Origin of the sequence: Parasphingomonas zepuensis (assembly GCF_036663735.1) — a bacterium.
Taxonomy (GTDB): domain Bacteria; phylum Pseudomonadota; class Alphaproteobacteria; order Sphingomonadales; family Sphingomonadaceae; genus Sphingomonas.
Genome location: NZ_JAXOJO010000004.1, coordinates 126,612 through 148,290 on the forward strand (window position 1 = coordinate 126,612; position 21,679 = coordinate 148,290).

20 protein-coding genes are annotated in these 21,679 nt (G+C 63.5%); 15 read left to right on the forward strand and 5 right to left on the reverse strand.

Going from position 1 to position 21,679, the window contains the following annotated elements; all coding sequences use genetic code 11:
* Positions 1-185: 185 nt before the first annotated feature.
* The 11 genes from U1769_RS15740 to pcaF all read left to right on the forward strand — a co-directional run bounded on the left by U1769_RS15740 (position 186) and on the right by pcaF (position 8,874).
* Positions 186-1,022 (forward strand): amidohydrolase family protein, encoded by an 837-nt coding sequence (locus U1769_RS15740; RefSeq protein WP_332718724.1) that lies wholly within the window; start codon positions 186-188, stop codon positions 1,020-1,022.
* 34 nt (positions 1,023-1,056) lie between these two features.
* Complete coding sequence (locus tag U1769_RS15745) at positions 1,057-1,401, forward strand: fumarate hydratase (protein WP_332717857.1); 345 nt, start codon at positions 1,057-1,059, stop codon at positions 1,399-1,401.
* A gap of 2 nt (positions 1,402-1,403) precedes the next feature.
* Positions 1,404-2,057: a flavin reductase family protein gene (locus U1769_RS15750; RefSeq protein WP_332717859.1), complete on the forward strand. Its 654-nt coding sequence runs from the start codon at positions 1,404-1,406 to the stop codon at positions 2,055-2,057.
* Positions 2,058-2,072: 15 nt separating this feature from the next.
* Positions 2,073-2,909, forward strand: coding sequence for a cupin domain-containing protein (locus tag U1769_RS15755; protein WP_332717861.1), 837 nt, complete (start codon positions 2,073-2,075; stop codon positions 2,907-2,909).
* Positions 2,906-3,622, forward strand: coding sequence for an HpcH/HpaI aldolase family protein (locus tag U1769_RS15760; protein WP_332717863.1), 717 nt, complete (start codon positions 2,906-2,908; stop codon positions 3,620-3,622). The genes U1769_RS15755 and U1769_RS15760 overlap by 4 nt, the downstream gene beginning before the upstream one ends.
* A gap of 18 nt (positions 3,623-3,640) precedes the next feature.
* Positions 3,641-4,420 carry a GntR family transcriptional regulator gene (locus U1769_RS15765; RefSeq protein ID WP_332717865.1) on the forward strand — a complete coding sequence of 260 codons (780 nt, stop codon included), beginning with the start codon at positions 3,641-3,643 and terminating at the stop codon, positions 4,418-4,420.
* Positions 4,421-4,597: 177 nt separating this feature from the next.
* The gene (locus U1769_RS15770) at positions 4,598-4,870 is read left to right on the forward strand and encodes an EF-hand domain-containing protein (RefSeq protein ID WP_332717867.1); all 273 of its coding nucleotides are present in this window, start codon (positions 4,598-4,600) and stop codon (positions 4,868-4,870) included.
* A gap of 2 nt (positions 4,871-4,872) precedes the next feature.
* Positions 4,873-6,171: an MFS transporter gene (locus U1769_RS15775; RefSeq protein WP_332718726.1), complete on the forward strand. Its 1,299-nt coding sequence runs from the start codon at positions 4,873-4,875 to the stop codon at positions 6,169-6,171.
* A gap of 117 nt (positions 6,172-6,288) precedes the next feature.
* Positions 6,289-6,975, forward strand: coding sequence for a 3-oxoacid CoA-transferase subunit A (locus U1769_RS15780; RefSeq protein WP_332717869.1), 687 nt, complete (start codon positions 6,289-6,291; stop codon positions 6,973-6,975).
* Between the two features lie 13 nt (positions 6,976-6,988).
* Positions 6,989-7,642 carry a 3-oxoacid CoA-transferase subunit B gene (locus U1769_RS15785; protein ID WP_332717871.1) on the forward strand — a complete coding sequence of 218 codons (654 nt, stop codon included), beginning with the start codon at positions 6,989-6,991 and terminating at the stop codon, positions 7,640-7,642.
* A gap of 23 nt (positions 7,643-7,665) precedes the next feature.
* The gene (gene pcaF, locus U1769_RS15790) at positions 7,666-8,874 is read left to right on the forward strand and encodes a 3-oxoadipyl-CoA thiolase (protein WP_332717873.1); all 1,209 of its coding nucleotides are present in this window, start codon (positions 7,666-7,668) and stop codon (positions 8,872-8,874) included.
* Between the two features lie 157 nt (positions 8,875-9,031).
* Here the strand turns inward: pcaF and U1769_RS15795 are convergent, their stop codons facing one another.
* Both U1769_RS15795 and U1769_RS15800 read right to left on the reverse strand, forming a co-directional pair.
* On the reverse strand, positions 9,032-11,569 hold the full coding sequence (locus U1769_RS15795; RefSeq protein WP_332717875.1) for a TonB-dependent receptor: 2,538 nt from the start codon (positions 11,567-11,569) through the stop codon (positions 9,032-9,034).
* A gap of 311 nt (positions 11,570-11,880) precedes the next feature.
* Entirely contained in the window at positions 11,881-13,002 is a 1,122-nt protein-coding gene (locus U1769_RS15800) for an alpha/beta hydrolase (protein ID WP_332717877.1), read from the reverse strand.
* Positions 13,003-13,310: 308 nt separating this feature from the next.
* Here U1769_RS15800 and U1769_RS15805 point away from each other — a divergent pair, with 308 nt between their 5' ends.
* The 3 genes from U1769_RS15805 to U1769_RS15815 all read left to right on the forward strand — a co-directional run bounded on the left by U1769_RS15805 (position 13,311) and on the right by U1769_RS15815 (position 15,421).
* Positions 13,311-13,520, forward strand: a complete 210-nt coding sequence (locus tag U1769_RS15805; RefSeq protein ID WP_332717879.1) for a helix-turn-helix transcriptional regulator — start codon at positions 13,311-13,313, stop codon at positions 13,518-13,520.
* A 17-nt stretch (positions 13,521-13,537) separates the two neighbouring features.
* On the forward strand, positions 13,538-14,365 hold the full coding sequence (locus U1769_RS15810) for a hypothetical protein (protein WP_332717881.1): 828 nt from the start codon (positions 13,538-13,540) through the stop codon (positions 14,363-14,365).
* Positions 14,366-14,443: 78 nt separating this feature from the next.
* The gene (locus tag U1769_RS15815; RefSeq protein WP_332717883.1) at positions 14,444-15,421 is read left to right on the forward strand and encodes a cupin-like domain-containing protein; all 978 of its coding nucleotides are present in this window, start codon (positions 14,444-14,446) and stop codon (positions 15,419-15,421) included.
* A 328-nt stretch (positions 15,422-15,749) separates the two neighbouring features.
* On the opposite strand, the gene nagA is transcribed toward U1769_RS15815, so the two are convergent.
* The 3 genes from nagA to U1769_RS15830 are packed head-to-tail and all read right to left on the reverse strand — an operon-like array spanning position 15,750 to position 18,690.
* Positions 15,750-16,901 (reverse strand): N-acetylglucosamine-6-phosphate deacetylase, encoded by a 1,152-nt coding sequence (nagA, locus tag U1769_RS15820; RefSeq protein WP_332717885.1) that lies wholly within the window; start codon positions 16,899-16,901, stop codon positions 15,750-15,752.
* A complete protein-coding gene (locus U1769_RS15825) occupies positions 16,901-17,908 on the reverse strand; it encodes an SIS domain-containing protein (RefSeq protein ID WP_332718728.1) in 1,008 nt (335 codons plus the stop codon). Before U1769_RS15825 ends, nagA begins: the two co-directional genes overlap by 1 nt.
* Before the next feature lie 47 nt (positions 17,909-17,955).
* The gene (locus tag U1769_RS15830; protein WP_332717887.1) at positions 17,956-18,690 is read right to left on the reverse strand and encodes a GntR family transcriptional regulator; all 735 of its coding nucleotides are present in this window, start codon (positions 18,688-18,690) and stop codon (positions 17,956-17,958) included.
* Between the two features lie 231 nt (positions 18,691-18,921).
* Between U1769_RS15830 and U1769_RS15835 the strand changes: the two genes are divergently transcribed.
* On the forward strand, positions 18,922-21,645 hold the full coding sequence (locus tag U1769_RS15835) for a TonB-dependent receptor (RefSeq protein WP_332717889.1): 2,724 nt from the start codon (positions 18,922-18,924) through the stop codon (positions 21,643-21,645).
* Positions 21,646-21,679: the final 34 nt, after the last annotated feature.

Below are 21,679 nucleotides of genomic sequence, written 5' to 3' on the forward strand. Positions count from 1 at the left end.
CCGCGTCGCTTGCATGACCTATAGATTTGGGTCAATAGCTCAAGCGACGCGGATGGGTGTCGCCGAGCCTGCGCTGAATCGAGCCAGGCTGGATCTTTGGGGATCGCATCGTGACTGAATATCCCGATCCTGCATCTGCCCCATGGCCAACGGTGCAACTGCCGCGCGGCGCGTGGGACTGCCACATGCACGTGTTCGGGCCGTTTGATCAATTTCCTGTTGCGGAAGCAGGCGCCTATGCGCCGCCCGTGGCCGATCGCCAGATGCATCGCACGCTGCTCGACGTGCTGGGCTTCGATCGTGCGGTGCTGATCCAGCCTTCGTCCTATGGAGGCGATCATCGCGCCCTGCTTGATGCGGTGGCGCGAAGCGGCGGGCGGCTGTGCGGAATCGGTTCCTGCGATCGATCGGTCAGCGGGCAAGCGCTGAGTGAGTTGCGCGCGCTCGGCATCGTCGGGCTGCGGTTCGTGGGCGTCGCCGGGCCGGGCGGTGGCCGCTATCCCGGAACCCAGGGCCTTGACATGCTTGAGTTGTTGCGGGGCGACATGGCCCATGCCGGCATGCATGCACAGCTATGGGCCGATCTGGATATGTGCACCGATGCGGCGTTTTCCGCGGCGGCGCACGGCATGCCCCTGGTCCTCGATCATCTTGCCGGCATGACTCCCGACGATCGCCCTGGGTCGTACCGGTTCGACCGCATGGCCGATGCGCTCGCCAGCGGCACGGTGTGGATCAAGCTCACGTATATGCGTCGGTCAGCCCTGCCGCTCGATTATAGCGACATGCGAGCAACTGTCGCTGCACTGGTGGAGGCGGCGCCGGATCGGGTGATCTGGGGATCCGACTGGCCCTTCGTGCGGATGGACGCGCGCCCGGATTCCGAGATTCTGCTCCACCAACTCCATGCCTGGCTGGGGCACGACGCATTCGTTCGCTGCGTCAGGGACAACCCGGCGGCGCTCTTCGTCACTGGAAATCATACCGGCAAAATGCTTGACGGCCCGAACGGCTCAATTTAAAGGTAAAACCTAGTTATATGGATGTTGTAACAGCATGATTACCGAAGACCTGATACAGGAGATTTCGGAATCGCTGTATTCGGCTGCTTTGCGGCGGGTGCCACCCGACACCCTGCGTGCCCTGGAAAACGCCCGCGAGCGTGAGGAGCAGGAGAGCGCTCGAGCGACCCTGGGCCTCATGGTACGCAGCACGCGCCTGGCTGAGGAAAATGACAAGTTCGTCTGCTCCGACAGCGGAGTGCCAACCTATGTCGTGGAAATTGGCGGCTCGGCTCGATGGCGCGGCGATATCAAGGCTGCCGAACGGGCGCGCGAACGTCTGCCGGAAATCATGGCGACCCTCACGCAGCGCCGCGACGCGGCGGAAAGCCGGAACTGATTATGGCAAATGCTCATCCCGTCTTCCTCGATCCGGCCGACAGCGCGGCGTTCAAGCGCGGCGTCTTCAATGCGATCATTGCGCCGCGTCCGATCGGCTGGCTCAGCACGGTCGATGGCGAAGGCTGCGCGAACCTGGCGCCGTTTTCCTATTTCAACATCGTTTCGAATCTGCCTCCGATCCTGATGTTCTCCTGCAACACGCCTGAGGATCGGGCTGCCAAGGATACGCTGGCGAATGTGCGGCTGAACGGCGAATTCGTCTTCAATCTGGTCGGCGCCGATCAGGTTGCGGCGATGAACGAGACATCTTCGCCCGTCCCTTACGGTATCGACGAATTCGAGCATTTCGGAATCGAAAAGGCGGCTTGCCGGATGGTTGCGCCGCCGCGTGTCGCGCAATCGCCGTGCAGCCTGGAATGCAAGGTAATGAAGATCGTCTCGTTCGGCGGTGGCGATCTCGGCCCTCAGACCAACGTCACGTTCGGCCAGGTGGTGGGGATGCATATCGCCCCTGGTTACCTGCATGATGACGGTCATTTCGACACCCTTGCCGCCCGGCCCGTGTCCCGACTGGGCGGTGCGGAATATGCGGTGACCGAAGAAAGCTTCGTGCTGGCGCGCAAATTTACCCGAGCCAATGAAGCCACTTACTGAAAGCTCCATCAGCGCATGACCCAACCCCTCCGACCGCCCCTGTTTCTGGATCTGCAATCGCACGGCGTGCAGCCGGGCCGTGCCGCCGCACGGGGGCAGAACTTCACGATCGAACGAATCTGCGGTGAGCCGGGCGGCGGCTATTCGTTTGCCTCGCGCACCGAAATCATCATCCTGTTGCCCGAAACCGGCGCAAGGCTGTCCGGAGACCATCAGGGGGATTTGCCCGGCCACGCCATCGCCATTCTGCCCGCCGGGACCTATGCAGTCGAGAAGGTCGGCGCGGGCGATGTATATATCCTCGCAACCGACCGTTCCGACGCAGCCGGCGGCGTCGAAACCATCAATGCGAGGGCCTATGCCGCGCCCGATGAACGTGTGCGCGCGGTTGGCGCGCCCTATGCCCGCATTGCATTCCTGGACCAGCTTCGCATCTACCGCATCGAAGACGTGGCGATACCGCCCGACAATGGCAGGCTGCGCTTCATCCAGAGCGAAACGATGAGCCTGAACTGGGTCGAATATGATGGCGCCCGTGATCGCGGCGCGTTGAGCCCCCACGCGCATGCCGACGCCGAGCAGGCGACCCTGGCGATCGACGGCAGCTTCGTTCATCACTTGCGTACCCCCTGGGGTCGCGACGCGGAGGCGTGGCGTGAAGACCTGCATCTCGTCGCCGGGCCGGCCAGCGTCGTCATCATCCCCCCGGAGATCATCCATACGACAGAGGGTAATGGCGACGGACGGCACGTGCTCGTCGATGTCTTCGCGCCGCCGCGGCAGGATTTCATCGCGAGGAACTGGGTCTTCAACGCGGGGGAATATGCCGCCCCGGTCGAGCGGCAGGCATGATCGCGGACGGCCCGCGCGGCCTGTTCATCAAGACGCCGGCGCCACAGATCGTCGAGATCATCGCGCTGGCGGGCCCCGATTTCGCGGTGATCGATGCCGAACATGCCCCGTTCGATCGGGTGACGCTTGATCTGATGCTGCTTGCCGGGCGCGCCGCCGGCCTGCCGCTGCTGGTGCGGGTCGCGGACGCGCGCGCCAGTTCGATCGGCGGGGCGCTCGATCTTGGCGCCGCCGGAGTGATGGTGCCGCATATCGCGTCGGTGGAGATGGCCCGGGCGGCGGTTGCCAATGCGCGTTACCGTGGTGGCACGCGCGGCTTCTCCAGTGCGCCGCGCCACGCAGGCTATGGCACGCACACCATGCGCGACATCATCGATGCGGCGGACCGTGCCCAGGTCCTCGTTCAGATCGAGCATCCGGACGCCGCGGCGCAGGCCGGCGCCATCCTGGCGCAGGACGGAGTCGACGGGATCGTCGTCGGGCGTGCCGACCTGGCCATCGCGATGGGCGAGAGCGATACGGCTTCACCAAGGGTGGAAGAGGTCGTGCTGGCGATCTTTTCCGCGGTTCGTGCCAGCGGCAAGATCAAGGGCGTGGTGGTGTCGAGCGAGGCCGAGCGACGTCGTTACGCGCAATTGGGAGCAAACTGGTATATCATGGGAAATGATCAAAGCCTTTTGCGCTCAGCTGCCCGCCAGCTACTCTCGGCCTGATTTCGAAGGAGATAGGCTGTGAAACCGCATGCCTCCCAGCCCGCCTTGTGGACATCCGGCAGCCAGCCTGGCGACGCCAAGGCGGACCACAGCACCCGGGGCATTGCCCGCTACCACCAGCTGGCAACTGTCTTCCGGCGGCATATCGAAACCGGAATATGGGAAGTCGGCAGCCAGATCCCCACGGTAATCGAATTGGCCGAGTCCTACGACGTAGCGCGAGAGACGGTGCGTCAGGCGCTTGGCATGCTTGCGGCTGACGGGCTGATCCGTCGTTTCCGCGCCAAGGGCACGTTCGTGACGGCCGCGCCGCGCGAACAAAGCTGGTGCCAGCTGGAAACCAACTTCCTTGGTCTGTTGCAGGCCCGGGAAGGCGCGCAAATCGAATTGCTTGATGAAGAACGCAAGGTTGGCATCAGCGGCAAGATCGAATTCGGCCTGGCGGACGGGACGTATCGCAAACTGCGCCGCCGACACTGGCGTGAGGACCAGCCCTACATGATCGCCGAAGTGTTCATTTCGGAAAAATGGGCCAACAAGATTCCCCGGGCGGCCTTCACCAACCGGACTGCGCTGAAGCTGGTTGCGGATATCGACGGACTGATCATTGCCGACGTCGAACAGATCATGACGATCAGTGTGGCTGATCTTGTGGCATCGGATGCCTTGCAGATCGCGCTCAACGCACCGGTCGCGCAGATCGAGCGGTACGTCACCGACACGGACGGAATGCTGGTGCTATTTGCGCGCAACACCTATCGTGGCGACGTGGTTCGGCTCAACATCAAGTCGAAATGACTTCCGGCGATCAGCAGCGAGCGAGAACGCGTTGCCGAGAGGAATTCGCACTGAAGGGCCGCTTGGTGCCGATCGACCTCCATCTAGCCCTTTACTGACCTAAAAACTGGATATATAGGTTTTGGTTCAGGGAGCGCGGGATCGCAGTGCGAATCTCGCTTATAGGGAGAGGCACGCATGGATCGTCCGCAGATGGCGGGAATTTGCTTCGCCATCGCCTCGGCGGTGCTGGGGGCGATTGGCCTGCTTCAGTCGAAGCCGCTGCCCCTGTCCGCGCGCCTGGGTGAAATGGCGCCCATCGATGCAAACAACGACGGACGCATTTCGGCTAGTGAATGGAAGTCAGCCGGCAGGGCTGCTCCAGCCCTGAGTGCGCTCGATTCCGACCATGACGGCTATCTCGAGCCAGGCGAAGTCAAACGTCGCCGCGGCGCGGGCGCAAGGCATTGAGCGTGGTTGTCCCCGCCAATGACGCGGCCCCTATCGCTGGGGAAAAGCGCGCGAAACTCTCCGGGCAGCAGCTCTGGACCCTGGCGCTGCTTGGCGTCCTGGCCGGTTTCAACATGGTCGATCGGGGGTTGCTGGCGCTCAATCTCGAATCGATCAAGCTCGAGCTGGGGGCGTCCGATACCCAGATGAGCATTGCCGCCGGCATTGGCTTCTTCCTGCTCAACGCCATTGCCGGGGTTCCGCTCGCGCGTCTTGCCGAACGGTACAGCCGCCGGGACATCATCGCCATCGGCTTCGGCTTCTACAGCTTCATCATGGGCACGATCGGCATGGTGACCAACTTTGCCGGCCTGCTCTTTACCCGAATGCTGCTTGGCATCGGCGAAGCGTCTGGCAATGCGCCGTCCAGTGCGATGGTCAACGATCTGGTCCCGCCCCGGAACCGACGGATGGCGCTGGCGGGCTTGCGCGTATTCAGCGCCATCGTCGTTTTGGTGATGATGAGCAGCCTGGGCCATATCTCGGACACATATGGCTGGCGCGCGTCCTTTTACGTCCTGGCCTTGCCAGCGATCCTGTTCGTCCCCCTGATGATCTTCACGGTGCGTGAGCCCGATCGTGAGAAGGGGACCGATGGCAAGACCGTCAAGCCGGTCAGCATGCGCGAAGCCTGGGCTCAGTGGCGCCGTTCGCCCGCATTTCTGCTGGTTCTTGCCGGATTTGCGCTTTCGGGTGTGACCTTGCAGGCCAACAGCGCCTGGGCGGCCGCTTTCCTCGCGCGCGTCCGCGAACTGTCGCCGACCGAAATCGGTGTGTTGTCGGGGATCTCGCGCGGTCCGGCGCTGCTGATCGGTTCGCTGGTCGGGGCCTGGGTGACCGATCATTTCGCGCGACGCGATCATCGCTGGCGCTTCTGGGTGCCGGGCGGGATGCTGATCCTGGGCGCGCCGGCCGAACTGACCTATCTGATGGCTGACAGCTACTGGGTCTGGATGCCGGCATATCTGTTGACCGGCATGCTCATCATGGGTTCGCAAGCATCCGCCGTTGCCATCTGTATGGATGTTTCGGGTGCCGGCCTGCGCGCAACCGGTCTGGCCGTCGCCCTGCTCGTCAGCAACCTGATCGCCGACCTCATCGGGCCAACGAGCATCGGCATCATGAATGACACGATCTTCGCGTCGCTCGGCACTGATGCGCTGCGTTATTCCTTGGGTATCGTCGCCTTCGCCGCTGCGCTGGGCGGCATCCTGATGGTCTCTGCCGCGCGCTTCGAGACTGAGCGGACCCGGTCGGGCTGAGCCCGTCCCAACGTGGGTTGTACAGCTGGCGTGGCGGTCGGTTCGGACCGGGGTGGCCGTCGGATCAGAGATGCCGACCGGGCCGGCCAGCCGCACCAACGGAGTTCAAGAGCGACTATGATCGACAAGACGTTCGCCACTGCCGGCGCAGCCGTTGCCGGCCTGTTCGACGGTGCCTCCGTGATGGTCGGTGGCTTCGGCACGGCGGGAATGCCGGACGAGCTTATCGACGCGGTAATTGCCTCCAACGTCGGTGACCTGACCATCATTAGCAACAATGCCGGAAATGGTGAGACCGGCGTGGCCGCGCTGATCAAGGCCGGACGAGTCCGGAAGATCATTTGCTCCTTTCCGCGCCAGATCGATTCCCACCACTTCGACGCGCGGTTTCGTGCCGGCGAGATCGATCTGGAACTGGTCCCGCAGGGCAATCTGGCCGCGCGCATTCAGGCTGCAGGCGCTGGCTTGGGAGCGATATTTACCCCGACGGGGTTTGGCACCCAACTTGCCGACGGCAAGGAAACGCGCCGGATCTCGGGCCGGGACTATGTGCTCGAATATCCGATCCATGCCGACTTCGCCTTGATCAAGGCACATCATGGCGATCGCTGGGGTAACCTTGTCTATCGCAAGACCGCGCGCAACTTCGGCCCGATAATGGCGATGGCTGCCGCCACCTGCATCGCACAGGTTTCGCAGGTCGTCGAACTCGGCGCGCTCGATCCGGAAGCGATCGTGACGCCGGGTATCTTCGTCCAGCGGGTGGTGGAAATCCCCGCTGCATCCGCTGCCATCGCCGCGTGAAGGAGGTTTTCAGATGATCCGCCTCGATCGAAGCCAGATGGCGCAGCGTGTCGCGCAGGACATTCCCGAAGGCGCCTATGTCAATCTTGGCATCGGTTTGCCCACCAGGGTGGCCGATTTCCTGCCGGTGGATCGCGAGATCTTCCTCCAGAGCGAAAATGGCCTGCTCGGCATGGGCCCGGCGGCCGCGGCCGGCGAGGAGGATTGGGAGCTGATCAACGCGGGCAAGCAAGCCGTCACGCTTCTCGCTGGCGGCGCTTATTTCCATCATGCCGACAGCTTCGCCATGATGCGCGGCGGCCATATCGATATCTGCGTTCTGGGCGCGTTTCAGGTCTCGGTGGCCGGTGACATCGCCAACTGGCACACCGGGGAGCCGGGCGCGATTCCGGCCGTCGGTGGTGCGATGGACCTCGCGATCGGCGCCAAGCAGACGTTCGTGATGATGGAATTGCTGACCAGGCAAGGGGAGAGCAAGCTCGTCGCCGAATGTACCTATCCGTTGACCGGACTCGCCTGCGTTTCGCGCGTCTACACTGACCTTGCGGTGTTCGACATCGGTCGCGCCGGTGCCGTGGTGACCGAGATGGTCGACGGTCTCAGCCTTGACGAGCTGAGGCGCCTCACCGGCGTTCCACTGGCCGACGCGCCGCTTCGCACTGCCTGATTTCACGTTGAAAGGGACGATAGTTGACTGATGCCTTCATCTGCGACGCCGTTCGTACGCCGGTCGGGCGCTATGGCGGAGGCTTGGCTGGGGTACGGGCAGACGATCTTGGCGCTATCCCGTTGAAGGCGTTGGCCGAGCGCAATTCCGGGCTTGATCCCACGGCGATCGAGGAGGTGTTCAACGGCTGCGCCAACCAGGCGGGCGAGGATAATCGCAACGTGGCGCGAATGAGCCTGCTGCTGGCCGGGCTCCCCGCAACGGTCCCGGGCGTCACGCTCAACCGGTTGTGCGCGTCGGGTCTCGAAGCGGTCGGCGCTGCGGCGCGGGCGATCCTGTCGGGCGAGATGGCGATCGCGATCGCGGGGGGCGTCGAAAGCATGAGCCGGGCGCCGTTCGTCATGGCCAAGGCGGAGGGCGCGTTCGCCCGTGATCAGACGCTCATGGATACGACCATGGGCTGGCGCTTCGTCAACCCGGCGCTCGACGCGCTTTACGGCACCGAAACCATGCCCCGCACCGGTGAAAACGTGGCGGAAGCATTCAACGTCACCAGGGCCGACCAGGATGCCTTTGCCCTGCGCAGCCAGCAGCGCGCGAACCTTGCCCGCGAGGCTGGCTTTCATGCCGCCGAAATCATTCCAGTTGCCACGCCGGGCCGGAAGCGCGGCGAAATCCTTCTTGTCAATTCCGACGAACATCCCCGGGCGGGCACGAGCATCGAGACGTTGGCGGCGCTGAAACCGCTGTTCGGCGCCAGCGGAACGGTAACCGCCGGCAACGCGTCCGGCATCAACGACGGCGCGGCGGCGATGATCGTCGCCAGCGAAGCCGCCGCGAAGCTTCACGGCCTGACCCCGCGGGCGCGGATCCTCGGGATCGCCTCAGCCGGTGTCGAGCCACGGGTGATGGGGATCGGGCCAGTGCCGGCGACGGAGAAGCTGATGGCGCGGCTTGGTCTCTCGATTGGGGACTTCGACGCGATCGAACTGAACGAGGCGTTCGCCAGCCAGAGCCTGGCCGTGCTGCGTGCGCTCAGGCTCGAGGACGATGCCCCCCATGTCAACGCGAATGGCGGTGCGATCGCGCTCGGTCACCCGCTGGGCATGTCAGGCGCGCGCCTCGCGCTAACGCTGGTTCATCAACTTGAGCAGTCGGGCGGCAAGCTCGGCCTCGCGACGTTGTGCGTCGGTGTAGGCATGGGGGTCGCACTGGCGCTGGAGCGCGTGTGATCGCCGGCACGGTTTGAACTGCCGCGAAACTACCTACACGACCGCAGCTTCCGCCAAACGGCGCGCGGCCTGGCCGGTCGAAACGACCACTCAGGCGCGCGCGCGTTGATCTTCATCAGGCAGTTCGGCGAGCCGGACGAGCCGGCTCGCCTTGCGTCTAGAAGCTCTTTTCGAGCGTGAGGTAGAACTGGCGCGGCGCTGCCGGCTGCGCCCCGGTATAGGCTGCGCCAAGTGCCTGGGAGTCGAACACGTTGTAGAAATACACTTTCTTGAACAGGTTCGTTACCCCGGCAGCGATGCTGAAGCCATGCGGGTCGTTCTTGTACGTCAAGCGCGCATTGAACACCGACCGGGCGGGCAAAAGGTTATCGAACGTCGTCGACGTTCCCGAAACGACCTGGCTCGATTCATAGACCCAGTCGATGCGCGGGGTCACTGATCCGGCCAGGGCGGCGATATCGAAGCCGTATTGGATGCCGGTATTGGCAGTCCAGAACGGGGTATTCTGACGCTTGTTGACCAGCCTTTCCCGAATGTCCGGTGCGGTCAGCTTGGAATAGCCGATCGAACCGTTGATCAGCAGGTTGTCGACCGGGTTGATCGTATATTCGGCCTCGAAGCCACGGATCTTGGCCGGTTGATTCCGATAATAGGTGCGGCCGAGGCAAGTGATGCCGGTATTCGCCGGGACCAGCACCCCGCATGCGGTGGAACCGGCGGGCCCGCCAGCGAGAGGCACCAGCGTACGGTTCCCGGGGACTGGCTGGCCACTGGCATTGAGCAGCGCCTCCGCGCCCGATATCGAGGTCGGCCGGTTTTTGAAATCGGTATAGAAAGCCGCGACGTTCAGACGCACCCGACGATCGAGTAGATCGAGTTTGGCCCCGATCTCATACGCGATGTCGTCATTGCCGTCATACTGGGCGATCTGGGATGGCTGCTGCGGGCGTGGGTCGAAGCCCGGGAGCGAGTTGCCCGTGGCGGCGGAGACGTAAATCAAGGCGTTGCGCGTGGCCTGGTAATTCAGGCCAGCTTTCCAATCCAGCCGCCGCTGCTTCGGCACGACGTAGAAAATGGTGTCGCTGGGGCTCGGGGACGTGTCGAGCACATTGTAGAAATCGACGACCTTCTTGTCGTCCGAGTAGCGCAAACCGCCTACGATACCGAAGTCTTCGCCGAATGGACGTACCGTCGCATTGGCGAAAAGCGCTTTGCTGGTTGGGTTGAATTCGGAGTCGATCAGCCGCTGGAAAGAGCTTTGCGGAGATATGAACGCAGCGTGCTGCGAGCCGTCCGCCGTAAAATAGAAACCGCCGACCACCCAGTCGATGAGGGCGCTATGGCCTGAAAGGCGGGCTTCCGCGGTCCAATATTTTTCGGAGAAGGTGTTCGAGCGCAAAACCACGTTAACGGGGGAGCCATCGTCGTCATAGGAATGGTTCTCGATCATGTTCCGATGAGATACCACCGCCAGGAAGTTGATGTCGGACGTGACATCCCAGTTGAGCTTCGCCGAGACGCCCCAATTTTTGAGATCGATGAACGGAGAGAAGTGCGCACCGCCGCGCACCGCTACGCCGCCAACCTTCAGCCCGTTATAGAAGCTGTTGCCGGGAATGACGGTTCCGGCCGCGATGGGATCGCTGAAGCTGGCGAAGGTGCTGTACGGACTGCCCGTGACGAACCGGTTATCGTAAACGATGCCGTAAGACGCGGCCGCCGAGACGACGGTTGACGACACGCGGTTGTTGACGATGTTCACGATGGTGTCGGCGTTATTCTCGCTGGTGTCGCGAATATAATCTCCCGTGACGGTGATCTTGACGTCGTCAACCGGCTTCCACAGCAGCGATCCTCGATAGGCCTGAACGTCCTCGCCGCCCTGATGGCCGACGACGCAGCTCTTCGGGGTGTGCCCGGAAGTCGGCATATTGAGCTGCGATGAATACGGCAGCGAGCCCGCAAGTTCCGGTGTACCGCGCCGCTGCATTTCGCAGGTGAAATCGAGGATTTTCTGATAACCGGTCCGCTTCTTCGCGAGGCCGGACACGGACAAGGCAAGCCGCTCGCCCAGTGGCAGGTTGAGCGCCCCACGGATATCCATGCGGTCATACGAACCAGCGGTCACCTGGACGCGGCCCGACACCTCATTTGTCGAAGGCTGGGTGCTGACGATGTTGACCGCGCCGGCAAGCGAGTTGCGGCCGAACAAGGTGCCCTGCGGACCACGCAGCACTTCGATATGGTCGATTTCGAGAAGATCGAAATTGGAGCCGAGCAGCGTGGGATAATATACGTCGTCCAGATAGAAGGCGACCACGGGCTCGCTGGCGAGGCTGGTATCGCGGTTGCCGATGCCGCGGATCGTCGCGTCGATGCCAGGACCGAACGCACCCTGCGATTTGCGGAACTGCGCGTTGGGCACAACCGCGGTGAGCTCACCCACGCTGGTGATACCCTGCTGTGCCATGGATTCCGACGTGACCGCGGTGATCGCGATCGGGGTATCCTGCAGGTTGGTCGACCGCCGGGTGGCGGTAACGATGATGTCCTGGATGCCCCCATTGTCCGCGGCCTGCTCGGGGGTGTCGCCTTGCGCATCTTCCGCCGGGACAGCCTGTGCCGATGCAGCGGTGGCCAGTAGCGCCAGTGGGATGGCCAGGGCGGTCATGGCCGCCAATTCCAGTCTTTTCATCGCAATCTCCCTTTAATCCCGTTGCAGGCGCGCGTTGTGGATGCAGGGAATCCTGTCCTTGCTGACCCAGTCGCGCTTCCAATACCGGATATTTTTCCGGTTAAGCGGCTATAACGAACTGCCCCTGCGCTCGCAAATAGAAAATTTGGGTTGGTATATGGCGATCGGAAAGTCTGCCCATAGCAATCTCAACAAAAATGGCTGAGAAGCTGTGTCAACGAAGACAAATGTTAAAGCGGCATTAGTAAATATTCGTCGGTATTTCTTCGATTTCGGCTTCGAATCGTCAAGATATTTAGTATGTTCGTTGTTCATCGGGTTAAAGTATTGCCGAAGAATGGTAGTACGACCGTCTCGAAACGCGATGACACTTTGTTTGTATGATTGCCCGGGTAAACCTCAAGCTGGTTTGGGATAGCATAGTTATCTAGGTTTTTATGAAGCTGGGTAGCGGCGGGAACGATCGAATCCTGATCGCCGACATCGATGCCGATCGCGCGATAGCTTCGCAGTGCGGCAACATGCTGATCAATGATGGCCAGCGGAGCGTTGGCCGCCCGCTTGGCAAGGATGTCGGGCCGCAACTCGCCGGTTTCGCTGACCGGCAAATCGACAAACAATGGCGGCTTGGCCGGATTGGGAGAAAATGCCGCGGACGTCGCCAGCGGGCCGGCATATTTGAATGGCAAGCCCACCGCGTCGGATGGCGCCTTGAAGGTGGCGATCTCCGCGACCGTCTCGGTGGCCAGTCCCTGTACGCCCAGCGGGGCGAGGCAACAGGGTGACATCAGATAGAGTGCGCCGAACCGTCCCGGCCGCCGCATGCCGATACGCGCGGCACCATAGCCGCCCATCGAGTGGCCCATCAGTCCGCGTGATGCGGGCCGGGGGATCGACCGATAGGTTCGATCGATAAAGGCCGGCAGTTCCTCGGCAATGAAGTCCTCGAAATTGCCGGTAACCTGCGACTGACCATAGAAGGAGCCGCCATATTCGTTGCTGCCGTCGGGAAAGACGATGATCATCTCGGGCGTTCCCGTGGCGAAAGCTGCCTCGATTGCCGCCTGGGCGTGCAATTCGTCCAGCCACTTTGCCGCGTTAATCGAGAAGCCGTGCAGCGCGTAAACCACTGGATAGCGTCGGCCAGGCTGTTGGTCATAGCTTGGGGGCAGGGCGACGTAGACGTCACGATCGGGGGAAGTGCCGAGCAGGTTCTCGGCAATGGCGGCGGAGTGGATTACGCGCTTCTCGATCCGTACGCGCCCGGCCGGTTGTGCTTTTTTCGGCGGGGTAGACACTTCTGCGCAAATCGCACTTGCAGGCGAGGCGGCCAGCAGCAGCGAAAGGAGCGTGGCTATCGCGGACTTCATATAAGACGATCCCCTCGTGAAGGCTTCGCCATATCGCCAGGTCGCGACATGGCTTGCGGACATCTGCAAAGTCCTGGTCGGTCGGAAACAATCGACGAGACCTCACCGGCTTCACCAGAGTCATGAACACTGGCTACTATGTTAGCTTTATAGCCTAGGTTAGTAGGCTTTGTCTCGGCTACGGTCAATCCTGCCGCAATCGGGGCATCCAAAGAGGAGGGCCCGGGCAGGCATCACAATGAGAGAGATGGAGGGCCGCATGATTCCTGCACTGTCGATGTGCAGATGTCAGGACCGGCGTCACCCTGTCAAGAGTTCTTGACACTTCGGAGTCGGGACTGTAAAGAGCTCTTTACAGCAGGAGTGTTGTCTTGGAAAACCGACTGAGAGGGATGCGCGAGGGGCGGGGATGGAGCCAGGGCGAGCTCGCCCGGCGGCTCGGCGTCTCGCGCCAGACGATCAACGCGGTCGAAACCGACAAATATGATCCGAGCCTGCCGCTCGCGCTGCGCATGGCGAAGCTGTTCGGCGTCGCCGTGCCGGAGCTGTTCATCGACCAGTGGGAACCGGAAGAGGAGTGATGGCAATGGTAGAAAGCATGCCCATGCCCAAGTGGCGCAATTTCGCGGCCTGGAGTGCGGCGGGAGCCATATTCTACACCCTCGCCGTGTGGAGCTTCTCCGCCTTGCTGCACAAGGACAGCATGAGCGCGATATTCCGATCGACGCAGGTCGTCGCGTTGCTGGGCCTGGCGTTGATCGTCTCGACGGCGGTGACTGGCTTCAGCAACCGGAAGCGCCCGATCAGCCTCCGCACCGTTCGCAATTTCGTCATCCAGAACGCGGTGGCCATCATTGCTGGCCTGACCGTCATATGGGGTTTCAGCGCGCTGACCGGCAGGGGTGCGGTCGGCGTCTCGGAATGGGCTGCCGCCGTGACGGGCTCGACCCTGATCCTCATCGCCTGCATCGGTACTCTCGCTGTGGCGAGTGCTCACACGAGCGCCAGTTTCGTCGATGACGGGGCGGCCCGCGAAGACATGCGCGAGCGCGGCCGGTTGTTTCTCTGCAGCTTTGCCTGGACGGCTGCTTGCGGCCTGTGGCTGCTCCTGCTGGCTCTTGCCGGGCCCGGAGGCCCGGTATCGCCGACGGCTGCCCTGGCGGGCGCACTGGCGCTGATCGCCGTCCTCACGGCGCTCGGGATCGCTGCCTGGCGGCTGTCCGACGAACTGGGCCGCACCTTGTCGTACGAGACCGGCAATATGGCCTTCTACATGATCCTCGTGTTCGGCGGCGGCTGGGCGATGCTGGCCCATCTCGGCTTCGTGATCCGGCCTGCGCCGCTCGACTGGCTGAACCTGTTCGTCGTGCTCCTGTTCGCGGCGAGTTTCATCGTGGTGGGGCGACGGAAACTGCTCACGCGCTGAAAGCAGGTTCGCCCGCCCGCCGGCATCGAAGCGATGGCTGCAGTTGCCGCACATGCCGCTTTGCGTTCATATCGGGGCATGGCGTTACCCGGAATCGAGGAAATAGGGCCGGGCGTCGCGCTCGATCTGCGGACGCGGTCCGAGCCGGCGATCCTGCGCGGGATCGCGACCGACTGGCCGGCGGTGCGAGCCGCCGACCCGGCTGCCTATCTCGCGCGCTTCGACACCGGGACGACGATCGGCATTGCGGTCGCGCCGCCCGCGGCGGATGGATGGTTGTCCTACGCGCCGGGCATGACGGCGCTTAACTTCACCCGCCACTGGGGCACGCTCGCGTCGCTGTTCGCACGATTGAGCGACGTTGCCGATGCAGCCGAGCCGCCGGCAATCGCCGCGCAGGCCCTTGCTATCGACGAGGCCTTGCCGGGCTTCACCTCGGAGAACCGGATTGGCCTGGTCCCGGAAGGGGTGGCGCCGCGCATCTGGATCGGCAACCGCGTGCGGGTCGCGACGCATCACGACATGAACAGCAACATCGCCGTGGTGATGGCCGGCCGGCGCCGCTTCACTTTGTTCCCGCCCGACCAGGTCGGCAACCTCTATATCGGTCCGTTCGAGTTCACGCCGGCGGGCACGCCGGTCAGCCTGGTCGATCCGGACGCGCCGGATCTCGCGCGCTTCCCGCTGGCGGCGGACGCGATGATGCAGGCGCGGGTGGCCGAGCTCGCGCCGGGCGATGCGATCTTCATCCCGCATATGTGGTGGCACCATGTCCGCTCGCTCGATCCGGTGAGCATCCTGGTCAATTACTGGTGGAACGAGGCCCCGCCGCCGCAGCCCGGCCTCGCGCCGATCGATGCGATGATCCACGCCATGCTGACCTTTTCGGGCCTGCCCGAGACTCAGCGTGACGCCTGGCGCGCGATGTTCGACCATGTCGTGTTCGGCCCGCCGGCCGATCACATCCCCGCCGAGCGCCGGGGGATTCGCGGGAGCCTGAGCGAGGACAGCAAGGAACGCCTGCGACGCCAGATCGCCCAGATGATGGGGCGCTGAGGAGCGGCGACGACTGGCAGCGACTCGGGCACCGGGCCTGTTCCGGCCCGTTATTGATCGCCCATTTTTTTCTTTCCCTGTTATGTTGGATTTTCCGGGTAAATCCTTTTGTCTTTTCAGGGGCTTCCGGTCGCTTTCCCTGTTATGGGATAACAGCGGAAAAACACGCGGAGACGGCCGTCGGTTCGCGATAAAAGGGCGCGCAGCCGTCCAATATTTCCGGTCATGTGAAAGAGCGGGACGGGGCCATTGCACCCCGTCTGCGCGTACCGTCCCATGTTCGGCGGAAGGTTGAATCGAGCCGGCGCCTATGGCGGCGGCCAGCCCCCTAAGCTGCCCGACTCAGCGCGGCGCTGGGCTGGCCGCCGATCCAGGTCTCGTGCACCGCGAAGTCCCGGTCGACCAGGACGAGATCGGCGCGCATGCCGGCGGCGATGATGCCGGTGCGACCGGCGAAGCCGAGAAATGCCGCCGGGGTGGCCGAGGCCATCGCCACGGCGTCGCGCAGCGGGACGCGGCCCTGCGAGACCATGTTCGCGACCGCGCCGGCCATGGTCAGGGTCGATCCCGCGAGCACGCCGTCGGCACCGTGCAGCGTATCGCCGTCGCGCCAGATCTCGCGCCCCTGGAGCATGAAGCTCGGCGAATCGGTGCCGACGCTCGGCATGGCATCGGTCACCAGCATCAGCCGGTGCGCGCCCTTGGCGCGGACCGCTACCCGGAGCGTCGCCGGATGGAGATGATGCCCGTCAGCGATGATCCCGGCAAAGGTCGCATCGTCCTCGAGCGCAGCGCCGACCATGCCCGGCGCACGATTGGCGAGCTGCGACATCGCATTGAACAAATGGGTGAAGCCCGACAGGCCGGCATCGATCGCCGCGCGCACCACCTCATAGGGAGCATCGGAATGGCCGGCCGCGACGATCACGCCGCGAACGACGAGGCGCGCGATCTGATCGGGGGTCGCGCATTCGGGCGCGAGGGTGACGAGCGTCCTGCCGTGCTGCGCTGACGTCAGCAGGTCGAGATGATCGTCCCGCAGCGGCTGGAGCTTGCCCTCGCTATGGATGCCGCGCCGCGCCGCGCTGAGGAACGGGCCCTCGATATGGATGCCGAGCACGCCGGGCACGCCCGCCTCGATCGCCGCGTCCACTGCGCGGATGCCGCGTTCGACCACCGTGAGATCGTCGCTGATCAAGGTCGGCAGCAGGCCGGTCGTGCCGTAGCGCGCATGAGTCGCCGCGATGGTGCGGATCGTGGCGACGCTGGGATCGTCGTTGAACAGCGCGCCGCCGCCGCCATTGACCTGTGTGTCGATGAAGCCGGGCAGCAGCAGCTTGCCGCCGAGATCGACCAGCGCCGCGTCGGCGGGCGGGGCGGAGGAGACGGAGCGGATCTCGCCGTCGCCGATCACGACGCAGATATCGTCGCGCAGGCCGGAGGGCAGCAGCACCTGGCCGTTGATGAGAGCGGTCAGCATCAAACGGTCTCGGTGACCTTGGCGAGGTGGGGCGGTCGATCGGGATCGCGGCCGCGCGCGACCGCCAGCGCATTGGCGAGGCGGTAGAAGCTCTGCACCAGCAGCAAGGGTTGCAGCACCGGATGCGCCTCCAGGACCGGCAGGCGGATGCCCGGCACGTCGCCGACTCCGGCGCTGATCACCAGCGCTCCGCGTGCAGCGAACTCGGGCGCGAGCCCGGCGACGCTCTCGCGCGATTCGTCGTCCTGACCGAGCAGGAGCACCGGAAAGCCCTTTTCGACGATCGCCATCGGGCCGTGGCGGACCTCGGCCGCGCTGAAGGCCTCGGCGTGGAAGCCGCTGGTTTCCTTGATCTTCAGCGCCATTTCCTGAGCGATGCCATAGCCGGGGCCACGGGCGACAACGTAAAGATTTCGCGCGTCGACCAGCGGGGGCAGGGCTTCGGACCAGTCCATGGCCCAGGCCCGTTCAAGCAGTGCCGGCAGGTCGTCGAGCGCGCGGAGCAGGACGGCATCCTCGTCCCACGCGGCGATCAGGTGAATCAGCGCGGCGACGCTGGCGATGAAGGACTTGGTCGCCGCGACGCTCTTTTCAGGCCCCGCGGCGAGCGGCAGGAAGGTATCTGCGAGCGCGGCTAGGGGCGATGCAGCGTCGTTGACCAGAGCGACCAGCCGCGCGCCGCCCTGCCTGGCCATGCCCGCCGCGGCGAGGAGATCGGGACTCCGGCCCGACTGCGAGATCGCCAGCATGAGCGTGCCGTCATAATCTGGGGCAGCGTCATAGACGGAGGAAACGGAAGGCGACGCCGAACTCGTCATCAGCCGCAAATGGGTTTCCACGAGATACCGCGCGACCGTTGCGGCGTTGTCCGAGCTGCCCCGCGCGAGCGTCACCACCGCGCGCGGTGGCGATTGGCGCAACGCCGTCGCCAGCGCTGCCCGTGCCGCCCGCTGCACGGCGGCCTGGAGCATAACGACGGCGGGCGCCTGGGCGGCCTCGGCGAACATCAGCGTATCTTCGGGGGCGATAGGAACGGGCAAAAGGAAGCTCCGGCTCAGGCAGGCGGGACGTTGAGTTCGGCGACGAAATCATAGGCGTCGCCGCGATACCATGATTTGGTGAACTCGACCGTGCGCCCGTCCTGGGTATAGCCGCGCCGCTCGATCTCCAGCCCGGGGGCGTTGCGCTCGATCCGGAGCAGTTCGGCCTGTTCGTCCGTGAACAGCACCGCGCGGAAGCGTTGCAGCACGCGCACCGGACGGTCGGCACCAAGCGCATCGTAGAGTGATTCGGCGACGGCATCGAGCGAGGGCAGCGAGCTGGCCGGGACGGTGGCATATTCGAGCGCCATCGAGACATCGTCGGCATAGCGGATGCGGGTGAAGCGATAGACCTGGCTGCCGGGGCTGAGCCCGAGCGCCATGGCCTCCTCGGGCGCGACCGTGCCCTCGGTACGGGCAAGCCATTCGCTGCGCGGCGAGCGGCCGCGCGACAGCATATCCTCGGTAAAGGACGAGATGGTGGCGAAATTCTTTTCCACCCGGGCCGCGACGAAGGTGCCGGCGCCCTGTTTGCGCGTCAGCAGCCGCGCATCGACCAGCCCGTCGAGCGCCTTGCGCACGGTGACGCGGGAGACATTGTAGGCGATGGCGAGATCGCGCTCGGGCGGGAGCGCTTCGGCCGGGCCGAGCACCTGGCGCTCGATCGCGCTGCGCAGCACGCGCTGCAGCTGCTGATACAGCGGCGCGGTATCGCCCTTAATCAAATTTCCGACGCGATCGACGAACATGCAGAACCCCCTGAGACGTTATCCTTAAGCCAACTGTTAATGCCATTTCAATACCAAAGTGCGCAGTTATTTTTAACTGGTATTGTTTTTGGTATTGCAAATTCATGACCGTTGCGCCTTTATGACCTCCTGAAGGCCCTATCCGGTGGCAAAAACAAACCGGAGGGGCATCCACGAGTCTTTTGGTCGTATTTTGGTAGCGTCCAATTCCGGGGTTAAAGGGGAAAAATCATGGTCAAGATTCACAAGACGATGTTCACCTGTACTGCAAGCGTGCTGGCGCTGGCCATGGCCAGTCCGGCCTTCGCGCAGGAGGCTTCGGCGAACGGCCAAAGCACCGCGCCAGCCGAAGACGAACCCACCGACATCGTCGTCACCGGCATCCGCGCCTCGCTCGAGGCGTCGCTCCAGGCGAAACGCCTCAACGACACCATCTCCGAAGTCATCACCGCGCAGGATATCGGCAAGTTCCCCGACAAGAACGTCGCCGACTCGCTCGGTCGCCTGACCGGCGTCAACGTCGTCACCGGATCGGCCAATGCCGGCGGCTTCGGCGAGAACCGCTCGGTCTCGATCCGCGGCACCGATCCCACGCTCAACCTCACTCTGCTCGACGGGCACTCCGTCGCGACGGGCGACTGGTTCGTGCTCGACCAGACTTCGGGCGGGCGCAGCTTCGATTTCAGCCTGTTGCCGTCCGAGATCGTCGGCAAGCTCGAAGTGTTCAAATCGTCCCAGGCCGACCTGCCCGAAGGCGGCATTGGCGGCACGATCAACCTGCACAGCCGCAAGCCGCTCGACTTCGACGCCAATACCTTCAGCCTGACCGCCCAGGCCAATTACAACGACCTGGCCGACAGCTGGAAACCCCAGGTCTCGGGCCTGTACAGCTGGAAGAATGAGGCCGGCACCTTCGGCGTGCTTGCCGCCGGCTTCTATCAGGAGCGCGAGTTCCGGCGCGACGGGCAGGAGTTCCTCGGCTTCACCACTTATACCAACTTCGCGAATTCGGGGCAGACGGTCACGGCGCCCAATCTGATCGGATCGGCCTATTTCACGCAGAAAAGGGTGCGCAAGGGCGGCACCCTGGCGATCCAATATGCGCCCGATGACCGGTTCGAGGTGACGCTGAACGGCATCTATACGCGGATGGACGCCGACAACGTCAACCGCAACAGCATGGCCTGGATCAGCCGGATGATCGGGAACAACTCGACGCCCGGGACGCCCGGCTATGCGCTCGCCAGCTACAAGGTCGATAAGGGCTATCTCACTCAGGCGGCGTGGAATGCGACGGCAGCCGATGGATCGGCTGTGCAGGGGCGCGTGCACGACGACATCTTCCGCAAAGCCTATTCATCGACCTGGGTGCTCAACCTGGAGACCAAGTGGAAGCCGAGCGACCATCTGACCCTGTCGGGCGAGGTGGGCTATACCAAGGGCAAGGGCGCCACGACCGACACCTTCGCCTGGGAGACCTATTGGGATACCGGCGTGAACTATGCCTTTGCCGGCAAGGGCGCGACGGTGAATTATCCCGGTCTGCCGACCGATCCGAAATCGGCCGCCTATCTCAACAATTATTACAGCTGGTCCTGGGGCGGCCGGATCATCTCGCCGGACGAGGAAACCTATGTCCGCGCCGATGCCGAATATGAATTCGACAACAGCTTCCTGAAATCGATCAGCGTCGGTGGCCGCTATACCGATCACACGCGCTCGCTCAATTATGATGCCTATTCCTGGGCCGGCAATGGGCTCTATTCGGGGACCAAGGGCGTTGGCCTCGGCACGGTGTTCGACGGCGAGATGACGCCGGACGATTATGCGTCGCGGATCGGCGGCCTGCCGCCTTATTCAGTCGCCGATCAGGACAAGACACTCGCAGCGCTGGCCACCCAGGGCGGTCGCCAGTTCGCCTTCTATCCGCAGGCCAGCTTCTCGGTGAAGGAAAAGACCGAGGCAGTCTATGCGATGGCCAAGCTCGGCAACGACAGCGACTGGCGCGGCAATATCGGCATTCGCGCTGTGCACACCAATCTCGATACGACCCAGTATACACCCAACCCGTTGACCACGGGGGGAAGCGGGAAGGTCTTCTCACCCTTCTGTCCCAAGCAGGCGGACGACCAGAATTGGTGCGACACCAACGGAGTGAACCGCGGCTATTGGGATTTCCTGCCCAGCGCCAATCTGACCTATAATGCGCGGCCGGACCTGCTGCTGCGCGCGGCCGTCGCCAAGGTGATGACCCGGCCGGGCTATGCGCAGCTTGCCGGCGCCTTTACCCTCAGCGACCTCGCGCTCACCGGCACGGCGGGCGGCAATCCTTATCTCGATCCGACCCGGGCCTGGCAGTTCAACGTCGCGGCGGAATGGTATTACGGCAAGCAGGCGCTGGTCTCGGTGAACCTGTTCTACCTCGACATCAGCTCCTATATCACCACCACGACCTCGACCCGCTTCCTGGTCACCCAGCAGCACCCGGCCGGTGCTGACTTCCTGATCACCGGCCCGGTCAACGGCCAGGGCGGGACCAACAAGGGCGTCGAGGTGAACGTGCAGCAGCCAATATGGGGCGGCTTCGGGTTCCTGGCCAACTACACCTATTCGGACGCCAAGGGGGACAATGGCGAGGTGATCGACGGCAATTCGAAGCATACCTACAATTTGACCGGCTATTTCGAGAACTCGCTGCTCTCGACTCGCTTCGCCTATACCTTCCGGTCGAAGTTCCGATCCGGCATCGATCGCGCCACGCCGATGTGGCAGGACGATTTCGGATCGCTCGATGGCTCGGTGACCGTCAATGTCACGAAATATCTCGCGATCACGGCCGACGCGCAGAATCTGCTCAACAAGAAGCTGTATTATTTCGTCGGCGATCCTTCGGTGCCGCGCGCTTATTACGACAATGGCCGCACCTTCTGGGTCGGCGCGAAGGTGCGTTTCTGAGCCTGTTGCACAGCATTCGTACCGCGTAGGATCG

Excerpts from the sequence above, each read along its gene's own strand:
- U1769_RS15740 (WP_332718724.1), top strand. The coding sequence starts at position 186 with ATGCACGTGTTCGGGCCGTTTGATCAATTTCCTGTTGCGGAAGCAGGC.
- U1769_RS15745 (WP_332717857.1), top strand. The coding sequence starts at position 1,057 with ATGATTACCGAAGACCTGATACAGGAGATTTCGGAATCGCTGTATTCG.
- U1769_RS15750 (WP_332717859.1), top strand. The coding sequence starts at position 1,404 with ATGGCAAATGCTCATCCCGTCTTCCTCGATCCGGCCGACAGCGCGGCG.
- U1769_RS15755 (WP_332717861.1), top strand. The coding sequence starts at position 2,073 with ATGACCCAACCCCTCCGACCGCCCCTGTTTCTGGATCTGCAATCGCAC.
- U1769_RS15760 (WP_332717863.1), top strand. The coding sequence starts at position 2,906 with ATGATCGCGGACGGCCCGCGCGGCCTGTTCATCAAGACGCCGGCGCCA.
- U1769_RS15770 (WP_332717867.1), top strand. The coding sequence starts at position 4,598 with ATGGATCGTCCGCAGATGGCGGGAATTTGCTTCGCCATCGCCTCGGCG.
- U1769_RS15780 (WP_332717869.1), top strand. The coding sequence starts at position 6,289 with ATGATCGACAAGACGTTCGCCACTGCCGGCGCAGCCGTTGCCGGCCTG.
- U1769_RS15785 (WP_332717871.1), top strand. The coding sequence starts at position 6,989 with ATGATCCGCCTCGATCGAAGCCAGATGGCGCAGCGTGTCGCGCAGGAC.
- U1769_RS15795 (WP_332717875.1), bottom strand. The coding sequence starts at position 11,569 with ATGAAAAGACTGGAATTGGCGGCCATGACCGCCCTGGCCATCCCACTG.
- U1769_RS15800 (WP_332717877.1), bottom strand. The coding sequence starts at position 13,002 with ATGTCCGCAAGCCATGTCGCGACCTGGCGATATGGCGAAGCCTTCACG.
- U1769_RS15810 (WP_332717881.1), top strand. The coding sequence starts at position 13,538 with ATGCCCATGCCCAAGTGGCGCAATTTCGCGGCCTGGAGTGCGGCGGGA.
- U1769_RS15815 (WP_332717883.1), top strand. The coding sequence starts at position 14,444 with ATGGCGTTACCCGGAATCGAGGAAATAGGGCCGGGCGTCGCGCTCGAT.
- nagA (WP_332717885.1), bottom strand. The coding sequence starts at position 16,901 with ATGCTGACCGCTCTCATCAACGGCCAGGTGCTGCTGCCCTCCGGCCTG.
- U1769_RS15825 (WP_332718728.1), bottom strand. The coding sequence starts at position 17,908 with ATGTTCGCCGAGGCCGCCCAGGCGCCCGCCGTCGTTATGCTCCAGGCC.
- U1769_RS15830 (WP_332717887.1), bottom strand. The coding sequence starts at position 18,690 with ATGTTCGTCGATCGCGTCGGAAATTTGATTAAGGGCGATACCGCGCCG.
- U1769_RS15835 (WP_332717889.1), top strand. The coding sequence starts at position 18,922 with ATGGTCAAGATTCACAAGACGATGTTCACCTGTACTGCAAGCGTGCTG.